16 protein-coding genes, 1 rRNA gene, 1 pseudogene and 1 riboswitch are annotated in these 15,109 nt (G+C 59.3%); of the genes and pseudogenes, 7 read left to right on the top strand and 11 right to left on the bottom strand.

Annotation, left to right across the window (positions count from 1 at the left end):
* The first annotated feature begins 157 nt into the window (after positions 1-157).
* From rrf to A37O_RS16905, 4 genes and pseudogenes are all read left to right on the top strand, one after another.
* A 5S ribosomal RNA gene (gene rrf / locus A37O_RS0111385) occupies positions 158-275 on the top strand.
* Between the two features lie 233 nt (positions 276-508).
* Positions 509-1,255, top strand: a pseudogene (locus tag A37O_RS15725) (ABC transporter ATP-binding protein).
* 2 nt (positions 1,256-1,257) lie between these two features.
* A complete protein-coding gene (locus tag A37O_RS0111375) occupies positions 1,258-1,818 on the top strand; it encodes an ABC transporter permease (RefSeq protein ID WP_156802588.1) in 561 nt (186 codons plus the stop codon).
* The gene (locus A37O_RS16905) at positions 1,818-2,000 is read left to right on the top strand and encodes an ABC transporter permease family protein (RefSeq protein WP_156802587.1); all 183 of its coding nucleotides are present in this window, start codon (positions 1,818-1,820) and stop codon (positions 1,998-2,000) included. The genes A37O_RS0111375 and A37O_RS16905 overlap by 1 nt, the downstream gene beginning before the upstream one ends.
* Here A37O_RS16905 and A37O_RS0111365 read toward each other — a convergent pair.
* The 8 genes from A37O_RS0111365 to A37O_RS0111330 form a co-directional block, all read right to left on the bottom strand.
* On the bottom strand, positions 1,997-2,215 hold the full coding sequence (locus A37O_RS0111365; RefSeq protein ID WP_018297627.1) for a hypothetical protein: 219 nt from the start codon (positions 2,213-2,215) through the stop codon (positions 1,997-1,999). The genes A37O_RS16905 and A37O_RS0111365 overlap by 4 nt on opposite strands.
* 10 nt (positions 2,216-2,225) lie before the next feature.
* On the bottom strand, positions 2,226-3,383 hold the full coding sequence (locus tag A37O_RS0111360) for a pyridoxal phosphate-dependent aminotransferase (protein WP_018297626.1): 1,158 nt from the start codon (positions 3,381-3,383) through the stop codon (positions 2,226-2,228).
* Positions 3,384-3,406: 23 nt separating this feature from the next.
* Positions 3,407-4,051, bottom strand: coding sequence for a DUF3239 domain-containing protein (locus A37O_RS0111355; protein ID WP_018297625.1), 645 nt, complete (start codon positions 4,049-4,051; stop codon positions 3,407-3,409).
* Between the two features lie 20 nt (positions 4,052-4,071).
* A complete protein-coding gene (locus A37O_RS0111350; RefSeq protein WP_018297624.1) occupies positions 4,072-5,712 on the bottom strand; it encodes a DNA repair helicase XPB in 1,641 nt (546 codons plus the stop codon).
* A gap of 55 nt (positions 5,713-5,767) precedes the next feature.
* Positions 5,768-6,946 carry an ABC transporter permease gene (locus A37O_RS0111345; RefSeq protein ID WP_018297623.1) on the bottom strand — a complete coding sequence of 393 codons (1,179 nt, stop codon included), beginning with the start codon at positions 6,944-6,946 and terminating at the stop codon, positions 5,768-5,770.
* Entirely contained in the window at positions 6,943-7,824 is an 882-nt protein-coding gene (locus A37O_RS0111340) for an ABC transporter ATP-binding protein (protein ID WP_211208375.1), read from the bottom strand. The genes A37O_RS0111345 and A37O_RS0111340 overlap by 4 nt, the downstream gene beginning before the upstream one ends.
* Before the next feature lie 47 nt (positions 7,825-7,871).
* Entirely contained in the window at positions 7,872-8,435 is a 564-nt protein-coding gene (locus A37O_RS0111335) for a TetR/AcrR family transcriptional regulator (RefSeq protein WP_018297621.1), read from the bottom strand.
* 136 nt (positions 8,436-8,571) lie between these two features.
* Positions 8,572-10,791, bottom strand: coding sequence for a helicase-associated domain-containing protein (locus A37O_RS0111330; protein WP_018297620.1), 2,220 nt, complete (start codon positions 10,789-10,791; stop codon positions 8,572-8,574).
* 77 nt (positions 10,792-10,868) lie between these two features.
* On the opposite strand from A37O_RS0111330, the gene A37O_RS0111325 reads away from it, so the two are divergent.
* Positions 10,869-11,063, top strand: a complete 195-nt coding sequence (locus A37O_RS0111325) for a hypothetical protein (RefSeq protein ID WP_018297619.1) — start codon at positions 10,869-10,871, stop codon at positions 11,061-11,063.
* Between the two features lie 149 nt (positions 11,064-11,212).
* Here A37O_RS0111325 and A37O_RS0111320 read toward each other — a convergent pair whose 3' ends face one another.
* A complete protein-coding gene (locus A37O_RS0111320) occupies positions 11,213-11,875 on the bottom strand; it encodes a resuscitation-promoting factor Rpf1 domain-containing protein (protein ID WP_018297618.1) in 663 nt (220 codons plus the stop codon).
* 8 nt (positions 11,876-11,883) lie between these two features.
* A riboswitch (cyclic di-AMP (ydaO/yuaA leader) is annotated at positions 11,884-12,088 on the bottom strand.
* Positions 12,089-12,508: 420 nt separating this feature from the next.
* Between A37O_RS0111320 and A37O_RS0111315 the strand changes: the two genes are divergently transcribed.
* Positions 12,509-12,892, top strand: coding sequence for a cold-shock protein (locus A37O_RS0111315; protein ID WP_026196327.1), 384 nt, complete (start codon positions 12,509-12,511; stop codon positions 12,890-12,892).
* A gap of 35 nt (positions 12,893-12,927) precedes the next feature.
* Here A37O_RS0111315 and A37O_RS0111310 read toward each other — a convergent pair whose 3' ends face one another.
* Both A37O_RS0111310 and A37O_RS0111305 read right to left on the bottom strand, forming a co-directional pair.
* Positions 12,928-13,446, bottom strand: coding sequence for a DUF2771 domain-containing protein (locus A37O_RS0111310; RefSeq protein ID WP_018297616.1), 519 nt, complete (start codon positions 13,444-13,446; stop codon positions 12,928-12,930).
* 11 nt (positions 13,447-13,457) lie between these two features.
* Positions 13,458-14,351 carry a glutaminyl-peptide cyclotransferase gene (locus A37O_RS0111305; RefSeq protein WP_018297615.1) on the bottom strand — a complete coding sequence of 298 codons (894 nt, stop codon included), beginning with the start codon at positions 14,349-14,351 and terminating at the stop codon, positions 13,458-13,460.
* A gap of 28 nt (positions 14,352-14,379) precedes the next feature.
* Here A37O_RS0111305 and A37O_RS0111300 point away from each other — a divergent pair, with 28 nt between their 5' ends.
* Complete coding sequence (locus tag A37O_RS0111300; RefSeq protein ID WP_018297614.1) at positions 14,380-15,108, top strand: DUF3027 domain-containing protein; 729 nt, start codon at positions 14,380-14,382, stop codon at positions 15,106-15,108.
* Position 15,109: the final 1 nt, after the last annotated feature.

Raw genomic sequence — 15,109 nt, 5'->3', positions numbered from 1 at the left:
AACAAAAACAATAAACACGAAAGATTAAGTGTTTGCGTCCACTGTGCAGTATCTGGCACAACACACCCCGAACATGGTGGTGGTTTGTGTGATGAAGTGAATATGTATCATGTCTACTAGTCGCCTAGTAACAGTGCTGATACACCCCAATAGGTGTGTCGGTGGTTGATGGCGGCGGGGAAACGCCCGGTCCCATTCCGAACCCGGAAGCTAAGCCCGCCCGCGCTGATGGTACTGCATCCGGGAGGATGTGGGAGAGTAAGTTACCGCCGACCTTAAAACAAAACAAACAACTAAATAACCACAAAGCTTCGGCTGAGAAGAACATCTTCTTCTCAGCCGGAGCTTTTTGTCATGCCCTAATCAGGGTAATCCCTGAGATGGTATCCATGAATCCTATGACATAAATCAGTGTCATCCCCGTAGCGCCCTTAGCCTTCCACAAGGAAAAATTGAAGGTGATCTAAGCACATTCCATTCCTTCTTACAGCAAGTCGATGAGCGCTTTATGAATACGACACACGTCCACACTCCCGAAGTCGCGGTTCACGCCTCTGACCTGCGGAAGACCTACGGTGAGGGGAACACCGCAGTCCACGCCCTCGACGGCATCAGCGTGGACTTCTACCAGGGCGAGTTCACAGCCATCATGGGACCTTCGGGTTCGGGAAAGTCCACCCTCATGCACTGCATGGCAGGCCTCGACACACCGAGTTCTGGTGCTACCTCTCTCAAAGGCACTGACCTTTCTGAACTCGACGACCGGGAGATGACGTCACTGCGGCGGGACCGCGTCGGCTTTATTTTCCAGTCCTTCAACCTAGTGCCCACGCTCACAGCATTAGAGAACATCACTCTTCCAGACCGCATCGCCGGTAGAACAACCGATGAAGATTGGTTGCAAGAGGTGACTCGACGGTTCTCCATCGAGAATCGGCTCAGTCACTGACCTGCGGAACTCTCTGGAGGTCAACAACAGAGGGTGGCTTGCGCGCGGGCAATCGTCGCCAAGCCTGACGTCATCTTTGCTGATGAACCGACGGGCAACCTTGTCTCCAACTCCTCTGGGGAAGTGCTGTCGCTTTTGCGTTCGTCCGTGGATAGTCTCGGCCAGACGGTGGTAATCGTGACGCATGATGCGAAGGCAGCCAGTTACGCCGATCGCGTCATCTTCTTGGCGGATGGCTAGCTCGTCGACGAGCTGCGGGAACCCGCCACCGAACAAATCCTCTCGGTCATGGCGAGGTTCGATTAGCCATGAACAACATATTAGTTCTGCTGAGCTGGCGGAATATTCAAGCGAATACATCACGGTTGGTGCTCTCGATTATCGCGGTGATTCTGGGCACGAGCTTCGTCGCGGGCGGTTTCATGCTCTCGGCAAGTCTGCAGAAGGCCTTCGACGATATCATCGAGGGCAGTTACGAAGGCGTCGATGCGGTGGCGACCGCGACCATGGAAGCACCGATTGTACTCAGCGACATGCTGCCGGCTATTCAGCAATTGCCGGAGGTCGCGGTGGCGCAGGCCATCGATCAGCAGCCGATTGCTTTGCTTATCGACGATTCCCCTGTCCAATCCGGAGGTGCGGGCACATGGGTGATTCCGTATGTTCCTCCGGAGGCAAGCGTGTCCACGAGTGAATTCGAGCTCATCGAGGGCAACGTGCCGACACAGCCAGACCACGGATTGCTCAACACGTCCACTGCCGAAGAATACGGAGTGGAAGTCGGGGACAGGGTGGTCATCGTCGATCGTACTGGGCGGCACACCATCACCATTGACGGCCTTGCTGAGGGGCGTTCTCCGGCACGGTAATTGGCCTATGGCTAGGTTATGGATTCGTCCAGGTACTGTTCAGCGAAGGATTGGACCGCTTGCTTATCCCATGGGGTGAGCTCGGACTGGTCCTGCTCGGGGCGGTTGTCGTGGGCATGGTTGCAGCCATTGTTCCAGCGCGCCAAGCAGCGAAAACACACCCGCTGGTCGCCGCAGGTTAGCCCTTCGCTGAATCCGAAGCTGAATTCGGTCTCGCCCCGCGGGGCCGCAACAAGTACCAGGAAAGCCAGGCGCACAATGCAGCCACCGCCAAAATGATGATCGAGGACATAAATTCCAAAGTCTCAAACGGCAGCACGCGCAACAACAAGGCGAACCAGAAGGGCCCCGAGATCAGAACCAGGACAAAAACGATGGCGGTGACTGCAATGCGCACTAGTGTCTCCCTAGAGTGAAAGTTGGTTGATGCGCTCAGCTGCGAGACGCATAGTGTCTGGCTTTTTGCAGAAGGCGAAGCGCACCTGGTGGCTCCACTGCTCAGGTTGATCGACGAAAGCTTCCACCGGGATCGCCGCCACGCCAGCCGATGCGGGAAGATCCCAGCAGAACTGCATCCCATCCGATCCCGCGGGCAGATCCGCAACCGTAAAGTACGTGCCCGCGGTCGAGTGCACGGAAAACCCGGCGTTGCGCAGCGCCGCGCTCAGCACATCCCGGTTGTCCGAAAGCTCCTGCACCATGCCGGTGAGCCAGTCACTAGCGTTATCCAAAGCCCACGCCACGGCAGGTTGAAACGGGGTCGCACCGACATAGCTCATGAATTGCTTCGCCTTGATCACTCCGTCGAGCAACTCCGCCGGCGCGAGCGCCCAGCCCGTTTTCCACCCCGTGACGTTAAACGTTTTCGCGGCCGACGAGACGGTCACGGTGCGCTCAAACATGCCCGGCAAGCTTGCGAGCGCAGTGTGTGCGATGTTGTCGAAGACGAGGTTTTCATAGACTTCGTCGGAAAGCACCAATAGATCCCGCTCGACCACGAGTTCTGCGAGCTCGACTAGGACGTCGCGGGAGAACACCGCACCCGTGGGGTTATGCGGGGAGTTCACAATGATCATCGAGGTCTCGGCGGTGATCGCCGCGCGCACGGCGTCGATGTCAATGGTCCACGTGTCCCCGTCGACGGCTAAAGGCACCGCTTTACGACGAGCTCCCGCCAGCGCAATCGCCGCAGCGTATGCATCATAGTAAGGCTCCAACACAATGACCTCAGAGCCCGGCTCGACAAGACCCAGCACGGTCGCCGAGATGGCTTCGGTGGCGCCGACAGTGATAAATACCTCTGTGGCGGGGTCGTAGCTTACGCCATAGTCCCGGGCACGTTGGCGCGCAATGGCTTCGCGCAGCTCTAACATGCCACGCCCGGGACCGTATTGATTGTTCCCGCCGGCGATTTCTCGCTGGGCGATCTCCAACATTTCTGCCGGCCCGTCCGAATCGGGGAAGCCTTGGCCTAAGTTGATCGCGCCACAGTCCACGGCGCGCGCCGTCATCTTTGCGAAAATAGTCTCGGCAAAAGGTTCGAGACGCTTAACTACTTTGCTCATCCCCAGGGATTCTACAGCAGGGGTTAGAGAACCAGCAGGTTATGAGAGGTCTTCTTCACATCGTCGAGACGCTTGCGTGCTTTTTCGAGGCGCTGCCACTGATCCTGCGGGATGGCCTTGCGGGCCTCGGTGACAACGTCCTGGTCGGGTGTACCCCATGCAATCGGCATCGGGGAAATTTCTTGCCAGTGGTCCTTGTCCTGGCCACTGCGCTGGCCCAGCACCGCGGCGACGGGGACCTTCGTGCCTACCTTCGGGTCGACACCGTTGATGCGGGTCACGGTGCGCAGCGCGGCGCCCCAGCGAGGTGGCAGCGAAGGATCGACGTTGGTATTCACCAGTGCCATAAGGACGAAGTCGCGGTCGTTGACCTCGGCGATGATGGCAGGAGCAAGCGGGTAGCGATCATAGAGCGCCTGGGCTTTACCCACCGAGCGCGGCACGGCGAGCGCCACGATGAGCATCATGATGCCGAAAAGTGTGAGACCAATCGTGCCCAGCAAATGCCAGGGCGAGTCCGCAGGGACGAAGAACCAGATCAGCGCCGCCGCGATCAAACTGATGACGAACATTGAAACACCCGAGACCACCAAACGTTTGGTGTCTTTGAGCATCTCGTTGTTCTGTTTGGCAAAATCCTCGTCGACGTCGAACCTGAAAACCTTCATCTCACTCATATTTACCTAGTCTAAACGTCTGCTGCGTCAACGAGTCGGTAGGCGTAGCCTTGTTCCGCCAAAAAACGCTGGCGGTGCAGGGCGTACTCCGAATCGAGTGTGTCGCGCGCAACAACCGTATAGAAGTGCGCCTCGGAACCATCGGCCTTCGGACGCAGCAACCGCCCGAGGCGCTGCGCCTCTTCTTGGCGCGAGCCGAAGGTTCCCGAGACCTGAATGGCCACGGCGGCCTCGGGCAGGTCGATGGAGAAGTTCGCTACTTTTGAGACGACCAGGGTTTGGAGCTCGCCTCGTCGAAAAGCGTCAAATGCTTCCTCGCGTTTCTTATTCGAGGTCTTGCCGTCGATCAACGGCGCGCCGGTGCGCGACGCCAGTTCCTCGAGTTGTTCAAGGTAGGCACCGATGATTAAGGTTTGCTGCCCGGCATGCTGTTCCAGCAGCTTATCGACGACAGACAGCTTCGAATGGCTGGTAGCCGCCACCCGGTAGCGCTCGCGGGTCTCGGCGGTGGCATAGACCATGCGCTCTTCCTCGGTCAGCGACGTGCGGACCTCGATGCACTCGGCGGTGGCGATGAAACCGGCGGCCTCAAGTTCCTTCCAGGGGGCGTCGTAGCGCTTCGGGCCGATGAGCGAGAAGACGTCGTCCTCGCGACCATCCTCGCGCACCAGTGTGGCAGTGAGTCCGAGGCGACGCCGCGATTGGAGATCGGCCGACATGCGGAACACCGGGGCGGGCAAAAGGTGGACCTCGTCGTAGATGATCAGGCCCCAGTCGCGGGAATCGAAGAGTTCGAGCGCCCGGTATTCGCCTTTCGTTTTGCGCGTGACCACCTGGTAGGTGGCAATCGTGACGGGGCGGATCTCCTTGCGCTCACCTGAGTACTCGCCGATTTCGTCGGCGGTGAGCGTGGTGCGGCGCAAAAGCTCGTTGCGCCACTGGCGCCCGGCGACGGTGTTGGTGACCAGGATCAGCGTGGTGGTCTGGGCCTCGGCCATGGAGGCTGCGCCCACGATGGTTTTACCCGCACCACAGGGCAGAACGACGACGCCGGAGCCGCCCTCCCAGAAGGAGTCCTTCGCGTACTGCTGGTAGTCGCGCATCTCCCACCCGTCGTAGTTGAGAGCGATCGGGTGAGCCTCGCCGTCGACGTAGCCTGCCAGATCGTCGGCGGGCCAACCGATCTTGGTTAATTCCTGCTTGATGCGTCCGCGCTCGGAGGGGTGGACGGGGACCGAGGTGTCGTCGATACGCGTGCCCAGCATCGGCTTGATCTTTTTGTGGCGGGTGATTTCCTCGATGATCGGGGCCTCATCGGACTCAAGCACGAGGCCGTGCGCGGGGTGTTTGAGCAGCCGGACGCGACCGTAGCGGGCCATGGTCTCGGCGACGTCGACGAGGAGTGCCTGGGGAACGGGGAAGCGCGAGTAGCGCTCGAGAACGTCGACGGCCTGCTCGGCATCGAAACCTGCGGCGCGCGCATTCCACAGCGCGAGCGGGGTGATGCGGTAGGTGTGGATATGCTCGGGGGCGCGCTCCAGCTCCGCGAAGGGGGCGAGCGCGGCGCGGGCGAGCCCCGCCTGGGGGTGATCGACTTCGAGCAGGACAGTCTTGTCCGACTGGACGATCAACGGGCCGTCGCCGAGTGCCATAAATAGAGTCCTTTCAGATTCGAACCTCTATTATGCAACGCCTCGGCGTCGTAGTTTATGCCCGCACTGCCTGAAGCCAGCTCATCCGGCGGCCGTTGTACAAGATGGTGGCGCGATAGACGCGCGCCACGAACCAGATCACGCCTACTACGGCGAGTAGCGCGATGGCCTGGGAGGCGATGAGCTGCACCAACGTCATGTCACCGGTGGCATAGGTGATTGGTGCGGTAAAGATACTAAATGGTGGGATCCAAGACAGGATCTGCATCCAGAGCGTATCGGTCATGGACCAGCCGAACATCGGGATGTACATGGCCACCATGATCAACATCAGGACAGGTGTCTGGGTGGAATTGAGGTCCTCGGTGCGCTGCACCATGGCGCCGGCGGCGGCGTAGAGGCTGCCGAAGAAGAACATGCCTAAGATCCAGGCGACTAGGAGGATCGGGAGGATCGCCCAATCGAATTCGATCCCGTCGAGTAGACCCGAGACGGCCAAGGTGACAACACCGGCGGCGATCACAACTGCGGTGGCAAAGAACCCGAAGATCACGTTGCCGAGAATTTTTCCGGTGAGGAAGTCCATGGGGCGCACAGCTGCCAGAATGATTTCGACGACGCGCGAGGACTTTTCTTCGGTGATGCGCCCACCGATATTGGCGGCAAAAAGAATGACGGTAAACGCGACGATCAAGATGCCCACCAGTGCTGTGAGCACGGCGGTGAGATTCTGGGTGGCGCTGTCCCCGTTGCTGGAGAGGTCGACGGGTGTGACCTGGGAGGGTGGCATCGCCGCGGCATACTCCTCGGGGGAAAGCCCCAGAGAAGTGATTGCTTCTGAGACGGAGTACGACATCGCGATGGCACTGACGCTGCCTAACACCGTGGTGCTGGGCGCGCCATCGGAGAGCACCTCCCACCCGGAGTCGCTGGGTACGACCCCGGCATCGACGTCGCCGCTGAGCACCAGGGCTTCGGCCTCGGCGCGATCTGTGGCTTGGGTGGCTTGGAGATCCGATCCCTCAAAGGCAGATGCCGGTATCTCCACGGTCGCCACTGTAGTGGGCCCGGAATCACGGCTGGTGAAATAGGCCACCACACCTACGCTGATAATGATGCCGATCAACAGCAGCGAGACGGTGACCATAATGCCTTTGGAGCGCAGCGCCATCTGAATCTCGCGTTTGGCCACCGTGGCAATGGTGTTGGCAGATGAGTAGGAAGTTTGGCTCATGCGGAAACAACCTCCTTGAAAAGGTCGTTGAGGTCGGGGACAACGCGTTGGAAGGAATGCACCGGGCCTTGGGCAAGGGCTGCGTGCAAGATGTCCTGGTCGCTTATATCTGCGTGGACTTCAAGGACCACCGTGTCGGAGGAGGTAGCGACGACGGTGGTGCCTGCTGGGTACCACTCGCGGGCCGTGGTTCCGACTGCGTAGCGCAGCGGGCCGCGGCTACGCAGCTCGGCCACGGTGCCCTCCGCGACCATTTTTCCGTGGGCGACGATGCCGACGCGATGGCACAGACGCTGGACCAAGTCGAGCTGGTGCGAAGAAAAGACTACGGGCACACCGCGGTTTGCGCGCTCAATGAGCATTTCGCTCATGACTTGGACGGCGACCGGGTCCAACCCGGAGAAGGGTTCATCCAGGATGAGAACGTCGGGGTCGTGGATCAGACTGGCGGCAAGCTGTACGCGTTGTTGGTTGCCTAAGGATAAGTCGTCGAGTTTGTCGTCGAGACGCTCTCCAAGGCCCAACTGCTCGAGCAAACTCCGGCCGGATTCACGAGCCTCAACTGTGCTCATCCCGTGCAATTTGCCTAAGAAGATGAGTTGGTCAAGGATCTTTTCTTTTCCGTAGAGGCCGCGTTCTTCGGGCATATAGCCGATGCGGCGACGGGAATCGTCGTTAAGCGGCGTGCCCTCGAGGAGGACCTCGCCATCGTCTTTGGCCAGCACGCCGAGTGCGATGCGCATGGTGGTGGACTTGCCGGCCCCATTGGAGCCGACGAAGCCGTAGATTTCGCCGGCGTGGACTGTGAAACTCATGCCATCGAGGGCGAGCGTGTCGCCGAAACGTTTTGTGAGGTCGCGTATTTCTAGCACATCTATCAACTTATAATAGATTCACAATATATTTCCACGTTTCGGTGGGACTGCTAGGGCAGGCGGACGCTGTCGAGGGAGCGGGCGGTTGTAAAGGCCTCGCGGACGATCTGTTCACCCTGGCTCGGATCGCGTGGCTCGGGCAGTTGGTAATAAGCATCGACTGCGGCCCAGGCGATGGCGATGGCTCCGCGCATCGCGATGGTGGCATCGCGCGGGAAATTTTCGGGCAGCAGGCGACTGTGCTGATCGGTGCCCCGGAGGGTTTCAAGGATCGTGCAAACCCGAAATAGCACCACGATATTGTCCACGCTGCTGTCCTGATCGCCGCAGAAGGAATCCAACACAATGGATTCCAGGGTTTCTAAGAGGTTGGCGCCGGGGCCTGCGTTTTCTAGCTCTTGCTTCAGGGTAGCTGCGTGGATGGCAGCGAACTCTTCGAGCGCGTCTTCGCGAGACGAGAAATAGTTATGGAAGGTGCGGGCAGAGACGCCGACGGCTTCGGCGATATCGGCGACCGTGGTGTGTTCTGTGCCGCGAGTGATGACGAGACGGGCGGTCTCACGCATGAGATTAGTGCGCGTTTCCGCCTTCTTGGTTTCGCGGGGGACTGCCATGTCCAACCATCCTTTTTGCAGTGGCTGTGCAATAAGTTGAAAAGTTAAGCAACTGGGTTGGCCTTAGAGTAACAATCAGATATCGATCCTGCAGGATGAGCGAAAACCACGGTGGGTGGTGGGGTAGTGGAGACGCCTAAAGGAGGATCACTTTCGTAATCCTTGGCAGCGCGATGCGCACCACAGAACCGGTCTTCTCGTTGAGACCATCCACCTGGCCACCCGTCACGGACAGTGGGACCACCGTGATCTGACTGCCACGGCCATTTTTGTCCACGTAGCCGATGGCGACCTGCCGGCTCGAGCGAGCAGCAGCCTGCAACGTAGATAAATGGTCTCCGTCATGCTCCTTCGGAGCAGCAGGGGCTGCGGAATCCGAAGCGCGGATGGATGCCACGGCCTCGGCAACGTGGGTGTCACTCGGAGTCTGATCGCGTAGCAGGGTAGAAGGAGTAGAACGCACAAGCGTCGGTTCGGGTGCCATGGAGATCGACGCACCGGAGGCATCCTCGGCGATAGGCTGCAGCCCGAAGTCGCGCAGGCGCTTGAGCAATTCAGACAAGGGCAACCGCGACACAGCCGCCTGCGTTGCGATCACCGTGAGTTCGGGACCCAGTAGCCCCGCAGCCCGAGTAATCAAGGACTCGTCGTCGCTGCGAACATAACTCAGCGCCTCACCAGTGCGAATTCTGCCGTGATTGCGGCCGGCATCCTCGATGAGAAAGGCCATGGGTTGCGGGACACCCGTGGGCGAATGGGAGTCGAGCCAACTGATGATTTCCCGGGGTTGTTTTCCCGCGTCGAGTGCCTGGCGGGCTGAAGATTCGGTGACGCGGAAAACGCTGGCCAGACCGGGGGACTCCAAATCCGCGAAAGCCTCCAACTCGTTATACATCTCAGGTGGCAACGGCCCCGGTGCCAGGATGGTCATGTCGGCCTGCGGGATCACATACGATACTTCTGCGGGCACGAGCGCGCGCGTTGCCTGCGCGATATCCTCGCCGCGCAGCAGGGAGACTAAAGCTGACGACGAGGCGTTGTTGGCCACTCCGCCCACCAGTCGGGCCTGCTTAAGGACCGCGTCCAGCGCTGATTCGGAGATCCCCGAGGCAGCAAGCGGAGCGCTAAACTGCAGGTCTTCCACGATATCGGCACGCTGCAGTTGGGTGCCCGGGACGCGAGTAAGCTGCTGCAGGATCAATGTGCGCGTGCGGCGCGTCCCCGGATCGTGCATGGCCTCGGCCAGGAGCCGGATCGGTTGGCCCTTCGCGTCCTTCTCATTTAATAGGTGGACCTGCCATGGCGAGGCCATCCAGCCAGCCAACACAATCGCCCATTGGTCGGAGAGCGTCGCATCCGCCCACTCGAGCGCCTCCCGGGTCGGTGCCAAGCCATCAACATCCGCCTCGATTTCACCGCGACCGATGAGCCCTGCCGATTCACCAATAGTGATCAGCAGCGCGGTGATGGACTCGTCAACCTTGAGCTCCTTGGCTAGGCCTGACAGAGCGCGCACACCGACGGAACCATCGCGATTTAAAGCAATCGGTTCGCGCCCAAGCCGGGTGACAATCTTGCGCATCGCGCGTGTGGCATCGAGCCCTTGGGCGGTGGCGGCATCGTCGATAAGCGAAATCTCTGTGGGCTCCGGTGCTTTGCTGCCGCCCTGAATACGTGACGACGGCTGGAGCGAAAACTGTCGCGGTGTTTCGCCGCGGACGATGTCGCGCACGGGGCGAGGCAGGCGCACCGTCGAGGCGTTCACGCGGACAAGGAGGCCGAGTTCAATGAGTCGCGGGATTGGGCGGGAAGGATCGGCGTCGATGGCTGCGTCGCGAGTCGTACCCACCGAGCCCGACGATGCCAAGGTCTCCAGCATGGCGCGCGCGGGCCGGTCGAGTTGTTCGATGAGCGCCGTGGTTTCCTCGGCGGTGCCGGGCAGGGAATCCAACACGCGCCAGCCGGAGGGGAGCGCGCCCAACGCGCCGGGTGTCACCTGGACCGTGTCGGCGCTGTCGGTACCGAAGATCAGAGCGAACGCGCGGAGACGGCGCAGCGCTTCGTCGGCGAGCGCCGGAGACACGGGAAGCTTTGCGACGATTGCCTCTGCCTTGACCGGCGTGAGCTCGGCACCGAGGTCTCCCGCAGTTTCTAAGGCTGCGATCTCGAGCGCGCTCAGATCTTTGATGGCCCGGGCAAGAGAGCCCGGCAGCGTGATGCGCGAGGCCAGCGAACTTACCCCTGGGGGTAGGGGAACGGACAGATCTGGGCGGTTGCGGAGGAGTTCTCCCAACTCGGTGTCGCTCATTTGAGCAAGTGAGGTGCGCAAATCAAGGGTGGTGGTGGGCTCGGTCATGGTGATGGCAATCTTACGCGGTGGGTTTCTCGCCGGTTCAGTTACTTTTTTGCCAGGTGTTTGGCACAATATGGACTATGGCTAATCATGTAGACAAGAAGAATGTTAATAACCCGGCTTGGCCTGTGGATACTCCAGGCAACGGCCACCCGGTGACAGAAATCTCCTCCAAGCTCGCTGGCGCATCCAGCCCGTACGGTGATGATTTGGTGCTGCCACGCCCTGTTGAGGAACTTGGCTACGTGCATCCGTACACCCGCGTCAACCGCTAAGTAGTCCCTTCGCGGTTGCTCTACCCCTACCACTTTGGGTTGTTCCCAGGTGGTAGGGGTGTTTTGCGTTGGAAAAAGCTGTGCCCCGTACCTGAGCCAATGACTCGGGTGCGGGGCACAGCTTTGAACTACTGCGTCTGGGAGCTTGCTTAGAAGCTGACAGCGCCTGCAATCTTCTGGATGTCGCCAGACTGAACAGCTGCGATCAGCTGAGCGTTCGCGGAGTAGAACGCATTGTAGTTGTCGCGGTTAGCCTTGTAGAAGTCGGTGACGCCAGCTGGAACAGCGATGCCGTACGAAGCCAGGGTGCTCTTGATCTGGTTGTAGAGAGCGTCAACCGGGGTGGTGGTGGAAGCAGCTGGTGCCGCTGCAGCAGGAGCAGCTGCGATGCGTGTAGCTGGAGCTGGGGCAGGAGCCGGTGCCGCATTAGGGTGTGGGCGGTTGGTGTTTGGAGCGGAGTTCAGGCCCAGCTTTGCCGAACATGCTGGCCATGCGCCCCAACCCTGGCCTGCCAGGGTCTTTTCTGCAACGTAGATCTGCTGTTCGCGGGTTGCCTGGTATGCGTAAGGTGCGAACTCGCCGCCACCGTATGCCTGCCAGGTGGAAGCAGAGAACTGCAGGCCACCGTGGTAGCCGTTGCCGGTGTTGATTGCCCAGTTGCCGCCGGACTCGCACTGTGCGAGACGATCCCAGTCGGAATCTGGAGCGGCGCTTGCCTGTGGTGCCATGAGGGCGGTTGCTGCGATTGCGGCTGCTGCGCCTGCAGCGATCTTTGCGGCTGGACGGACGGACTTACGTGAGTGCTGTGCCATGAAAAAGAATTTCCTCTCTTGTGCGCCTACGAGGTGAGCTGTCGGGTTCGGGCAGAGGTGAGAGCGCCCGGTTCAATGGATGAACTTCACCCCAAGCGCCTATACAATCTGTGTACGTTGTAAGTGCACGTTGTATAGGAACGGTGCTTGCTCCTTGCGAAGCAGGCGGTGGGTTCCCCGCCCCTGTCCTATGAAGTTTGTTGAGTACAGGTTCCGTATAGTGAACTACCCGGACAGGGCTCGGCGTGGATAGTCCAACTGTGAATGTCTGTCAAAATGATTGCCTCTGGAAGGTCTGCGCAAGACTTTATCGTTTGATAACGATTTAGTCACGCTAGCGACACGAATTGGCGCACATTTGTGGTCTTGTCCTCATGAATTCGCCTGTTTTTCGAGGTCAAGTCGGGCAAATCAATTTATGTGATGTATGTCACTTTTGGGTAACAGTTTTCACATTTTTACCAATAATCACGCACTACCGGTAGTTTTGGGCCGAAAAAGCTCGGCAACTCCGAGGCGGGAATGAAGTGGTCTCAAAATGGGTTTTCTTTTGAGACCCGAGTATGGTGGAGTATTTAATCCTGCGCGCTTCACGTCGCAGGTCGATGTCGTTGAAAGAAAGTGGTGATGACCGTGCCCGTCGGAAAAGTTAAGTGGTACGACGCTGATAAAGGTTTCGGCTTCGCTTCCAACCCAGGCGATGAAGACGTATATATCGGTAAGGATGTCCTGCCAGAAGGCGTGGACGAGCTCGTTCACGGCCAGCGCATCGAGTTCGATTTCGCTGCCGGCCGCCGCGGGCCTCAAGCTCTGCGTGTAAAAATTTTGGACACCCCCCGACGTCGCCCAGTGAATCGTCGGAAGCCGGAAGAGCTCAACTCGATGCTGATGGACGTAATGACCGTCATCGAGTCCCGCGTGCAGCCCGTCCTCGCACAAGGCCGCTACCCAGAGCGGAAAGAAGCCCGCCAGGTCGCGGAGATCCTGCGGGCTGTAGCGAAAGAGCTTGACGCTTAAGTACTTACTGAAGCTCTCGCCCCTACATTGGTGTTCTACTGTTCGACAGCAATCGACCAGGTCACCAAGTAGGGGCTTTCTTCATTGTTGTCATCGAGGCCGATCATGATCGAGGACACTTCAATGACGACGAGTTGCGGCTGCTCGGCGGAATCGCCGACAGGTGTTGCGGAGACAGGAATGTCCACCGAATCGGTGTCGTAAGGGCCGTGCACCTGCTCGTCGTTCGCGCCGGGATCGTCGTAAATCGTCAGCAGTGTCCAGTCGTGGTCGTAAATATCCTCGGGGATTTCTACATTGACCGTGTCTCCGCTGGCGACTTTCAACGTGGGAATCTCGCCCTCGGGGCACTCCACCCCAGGCTCACACACCAAGTACGGAGTCGCTTCCAGCGACTCATCCCCAGCGCTGACAGTGATTGCAACTTCTTGCGGAGGAGTAGGTGGGCGGTTTTTCTGCCACGTCATGATGCCATAGGCACCAACGACCATCACCAGCACCATGACGACGATGAGCGCGAGCAACTGCAGCGACGACGATTTTTTCTTGGCCATGATGATTCAGTTTAGCGGGCGTTCGCTGCGGGCTCGAAGGTGACCTCGTAGAGATCGGGCCACCGCTTCCCGGACAACAAGAAGCGTTCCTTCTTACTGTCGTATGCAATGCCATTGAGCACGTTATCGGGGTCGGATTCTGCGTTATTCGGCAGACCGGACGCGTCAATCACAGCGGTGACCACACCCGTTTCGCCGTCGATCCGGTAGATATCTGAGGTGGTAAAGACGTTCGCGTAGACATCGTCGCCCACGCATTCCAACTCGTTGATGCCCTCGACCGGCTGCCCTTCTAGGGTGACATCGAAGCGGTCGTATTCCTCAAGGGTATCCATCGTCATCCGGCGTAATTGAGAGGTGCCGTCCGAGAAGACGATGTGGTCACGGAAGGCGCAGAGCCCCCAGCCCTCTCCCTCGTATTCGGCTGTCCCGACCTCTTTTAATGTGACGGCATCCCGCTCGATGGCGATGCCGTCTTTCCATGTCAGCTGCCAAATATGATCACCCGCAACGGTAATTCCTTCACCGAAATACGCTGGGTCGAGGTCTTCGCTTTGCAGTTCCTCACCCTCGATCGTGCGACGATAAATCCGGGATTCTCCCTCCTGACCCGTACCCACCAGCAGCGTTCCGTCCGGCGCGAGCTCAAGGCCCTGAGTAAAAGAAGTCTGATCAAAGGGGTAGACCTCGTGGATTCGCGGAATCAATTCCTCGACGGGAGCATTGTCGCTTGTCGACGAGCCGATCGCTTCCGTCGCATCGGAAGAAGAGGGCGCCGATTGCGAAACGGCACATCCGCCAAGTGCCAAGGACGTGACAGTAATTGCTGCAACGATCCCGAATGCGCGAGTTTGTGAACGGAGTGAACGACGAGAATTCTTCAAGATGCGACCCATGTGATCCATTATCGTCGGCCTCGTCCATAATAGGGGAGTGTCCCACCCAGATAAGTCTAAGAAGTCCAACCCGCTGCTCAGCTCCACCGCCGTGCGCGTCGCTCGCGCAGCGCTCGTCGATGTCGCAGAAGGCGAGGAGATTGGCGAGCACATTGGGGTAACCGGATTGGCGCCCAATGTTGCAGTCCACCGCTTCCATGCCGAGGTGCCGGGCTATCCGGGGTGGGAGTGGAACGCGGTCATCGCATGCGCGTCAGGTTCGTCGCATGTCACGGTAAATGAGGTGGCGCTTGTTCCCGCGCCGTCTGGTGACGCCCTGCGTGCTCCCGAATGGATTCCTTACTCCGACCGCTTGCGCCCGGGCGACCTTGGCCCAGGTGACCTCATGGCGCCCGCTCCCGACGACGAGCGCCTCACCGAGGATTCCTTTTCGCGTGACGCAGTGACTTTTCCTGGTCGTGAGACGAAGAAATACCTCACCACGACCGGTTTAGAGGCAGCAAAACAGCGTTGGCGAACCGGCGATTTCGGGCCCACCAGCGAGTTCGCGGAAAAAGCCGCCATGCAATGCCGCTCCTGTGCCTTCTATGTCCCTGCTGGCCAGCCTATCGGTGACAATTTTGGTCTTTGTGCCAACGAGTTCTCTGCCGATGGTCATGTCGTGGCGGCCAGCTATGGGTGCGGAGCCCATTCCGACACCCATATCGAAGAAGAAGGCGCCGAGCCGATCGATGAGCTTTACGACGACGAAAAGCCCATCTACTAAC

The organism is Corynebacterium lubricantis DSM 45231, assembly GCF_000379425.1.
In the GTDB taxonomy this organism is placed as follows: Bacteria; Actinomycetota; Actinomycetes; order Mycobacteriales; family Mycobacteriaceae; genus Corynebacterium; species Corynebacterium lubricantis.
Note: the sequence above shows the minus strand (reverse complement) of the source record. Positions and strands in the feature narration are given on the sequence as shown.

Excerpts from the sequence above, each read along its gene's own strand:
- A37O_RS0111375 (WP_156802588.1), top strand. The coding sequence starts at position 1,258 with ATGAACAACATATTAGTTCTGCTGAGCTGGCGGAATATTCAAGCGAAT.
- A37O_RS0111360 (WP_018297626.1), bottom strand. The coding sequence starts at position 3,383 with ATGAGCAAAGTAGTTAAGCGTCTCGAACCTTTTGCCGAGACTATTTTC.
- A37O_RS0111355 (WP_018297625.1), bottom strand. The coding sequence starts at position 4,051 with ATGAAGGTTTTCAGGTTCGACGTCGACGAGGATTTTGCCAAACAGAAC.
- A37O_RS0111350 (WP_018297624.1), bottom strand. The coding sequence starts at position 5,712 with ATGGCACTCGGCGACGGCCCGTTGATCGTCCAGTCGGACAAGACTGTC.
- A37O_RS0111345 (WP_018297623.1), bottom strand. The coding sequence starts at position 6,946 with ATGAGCCAAACTTCCTACTCATCTGCCAACACCATTGCCACGGTGGCC.
- A37O_RS0111335 (WP_018297621.1), bottom strand. The coding sequence starts at position 8,435 with ATGGCAGTCCCCCGCGAAACCAAGAAGGCGGAAACGCGCACTAATCTC.
- A37O_RS0111330 (WP_018297620.1), bottom strand. The coding sequence starts at position 10,791 with ATGACCGAGCCCACCACCACCCTTGATTTGCGCACCTCACTTGCTCAA.
- A37O_RS0111325 (WP_018297619.1), top strand. The coding sequence starts at position 10,869 with ATGGCTAATCATGTAGACAAGAAGAATGTTAATAACCCGGCTTGGCCT.
- A37O_RS0111320 (WP_018297618.1), bottom strand. The coding sequence starts at position 11,875 with ATGGCACAGCACTCACGTAAGTCCGTCCGTCCAGCCGCAAAGATCGCT.
- A37O_RS0111310 (WP_018297616.1), bottom strand. The coding sequence starts at position 13,446 with ATGGCCAAGAAAAAATCGTCGTCGCTGCAGTTGCTCGCGCTCATCGTC.
- A37O_RS0111305 (WP_018297615.1), bottom strand. The coding sequence starts at position 14,351 with ATGGATCACATGGGTCGCATCTTGAAGAATTCTCGTCGTTCACTCCGT.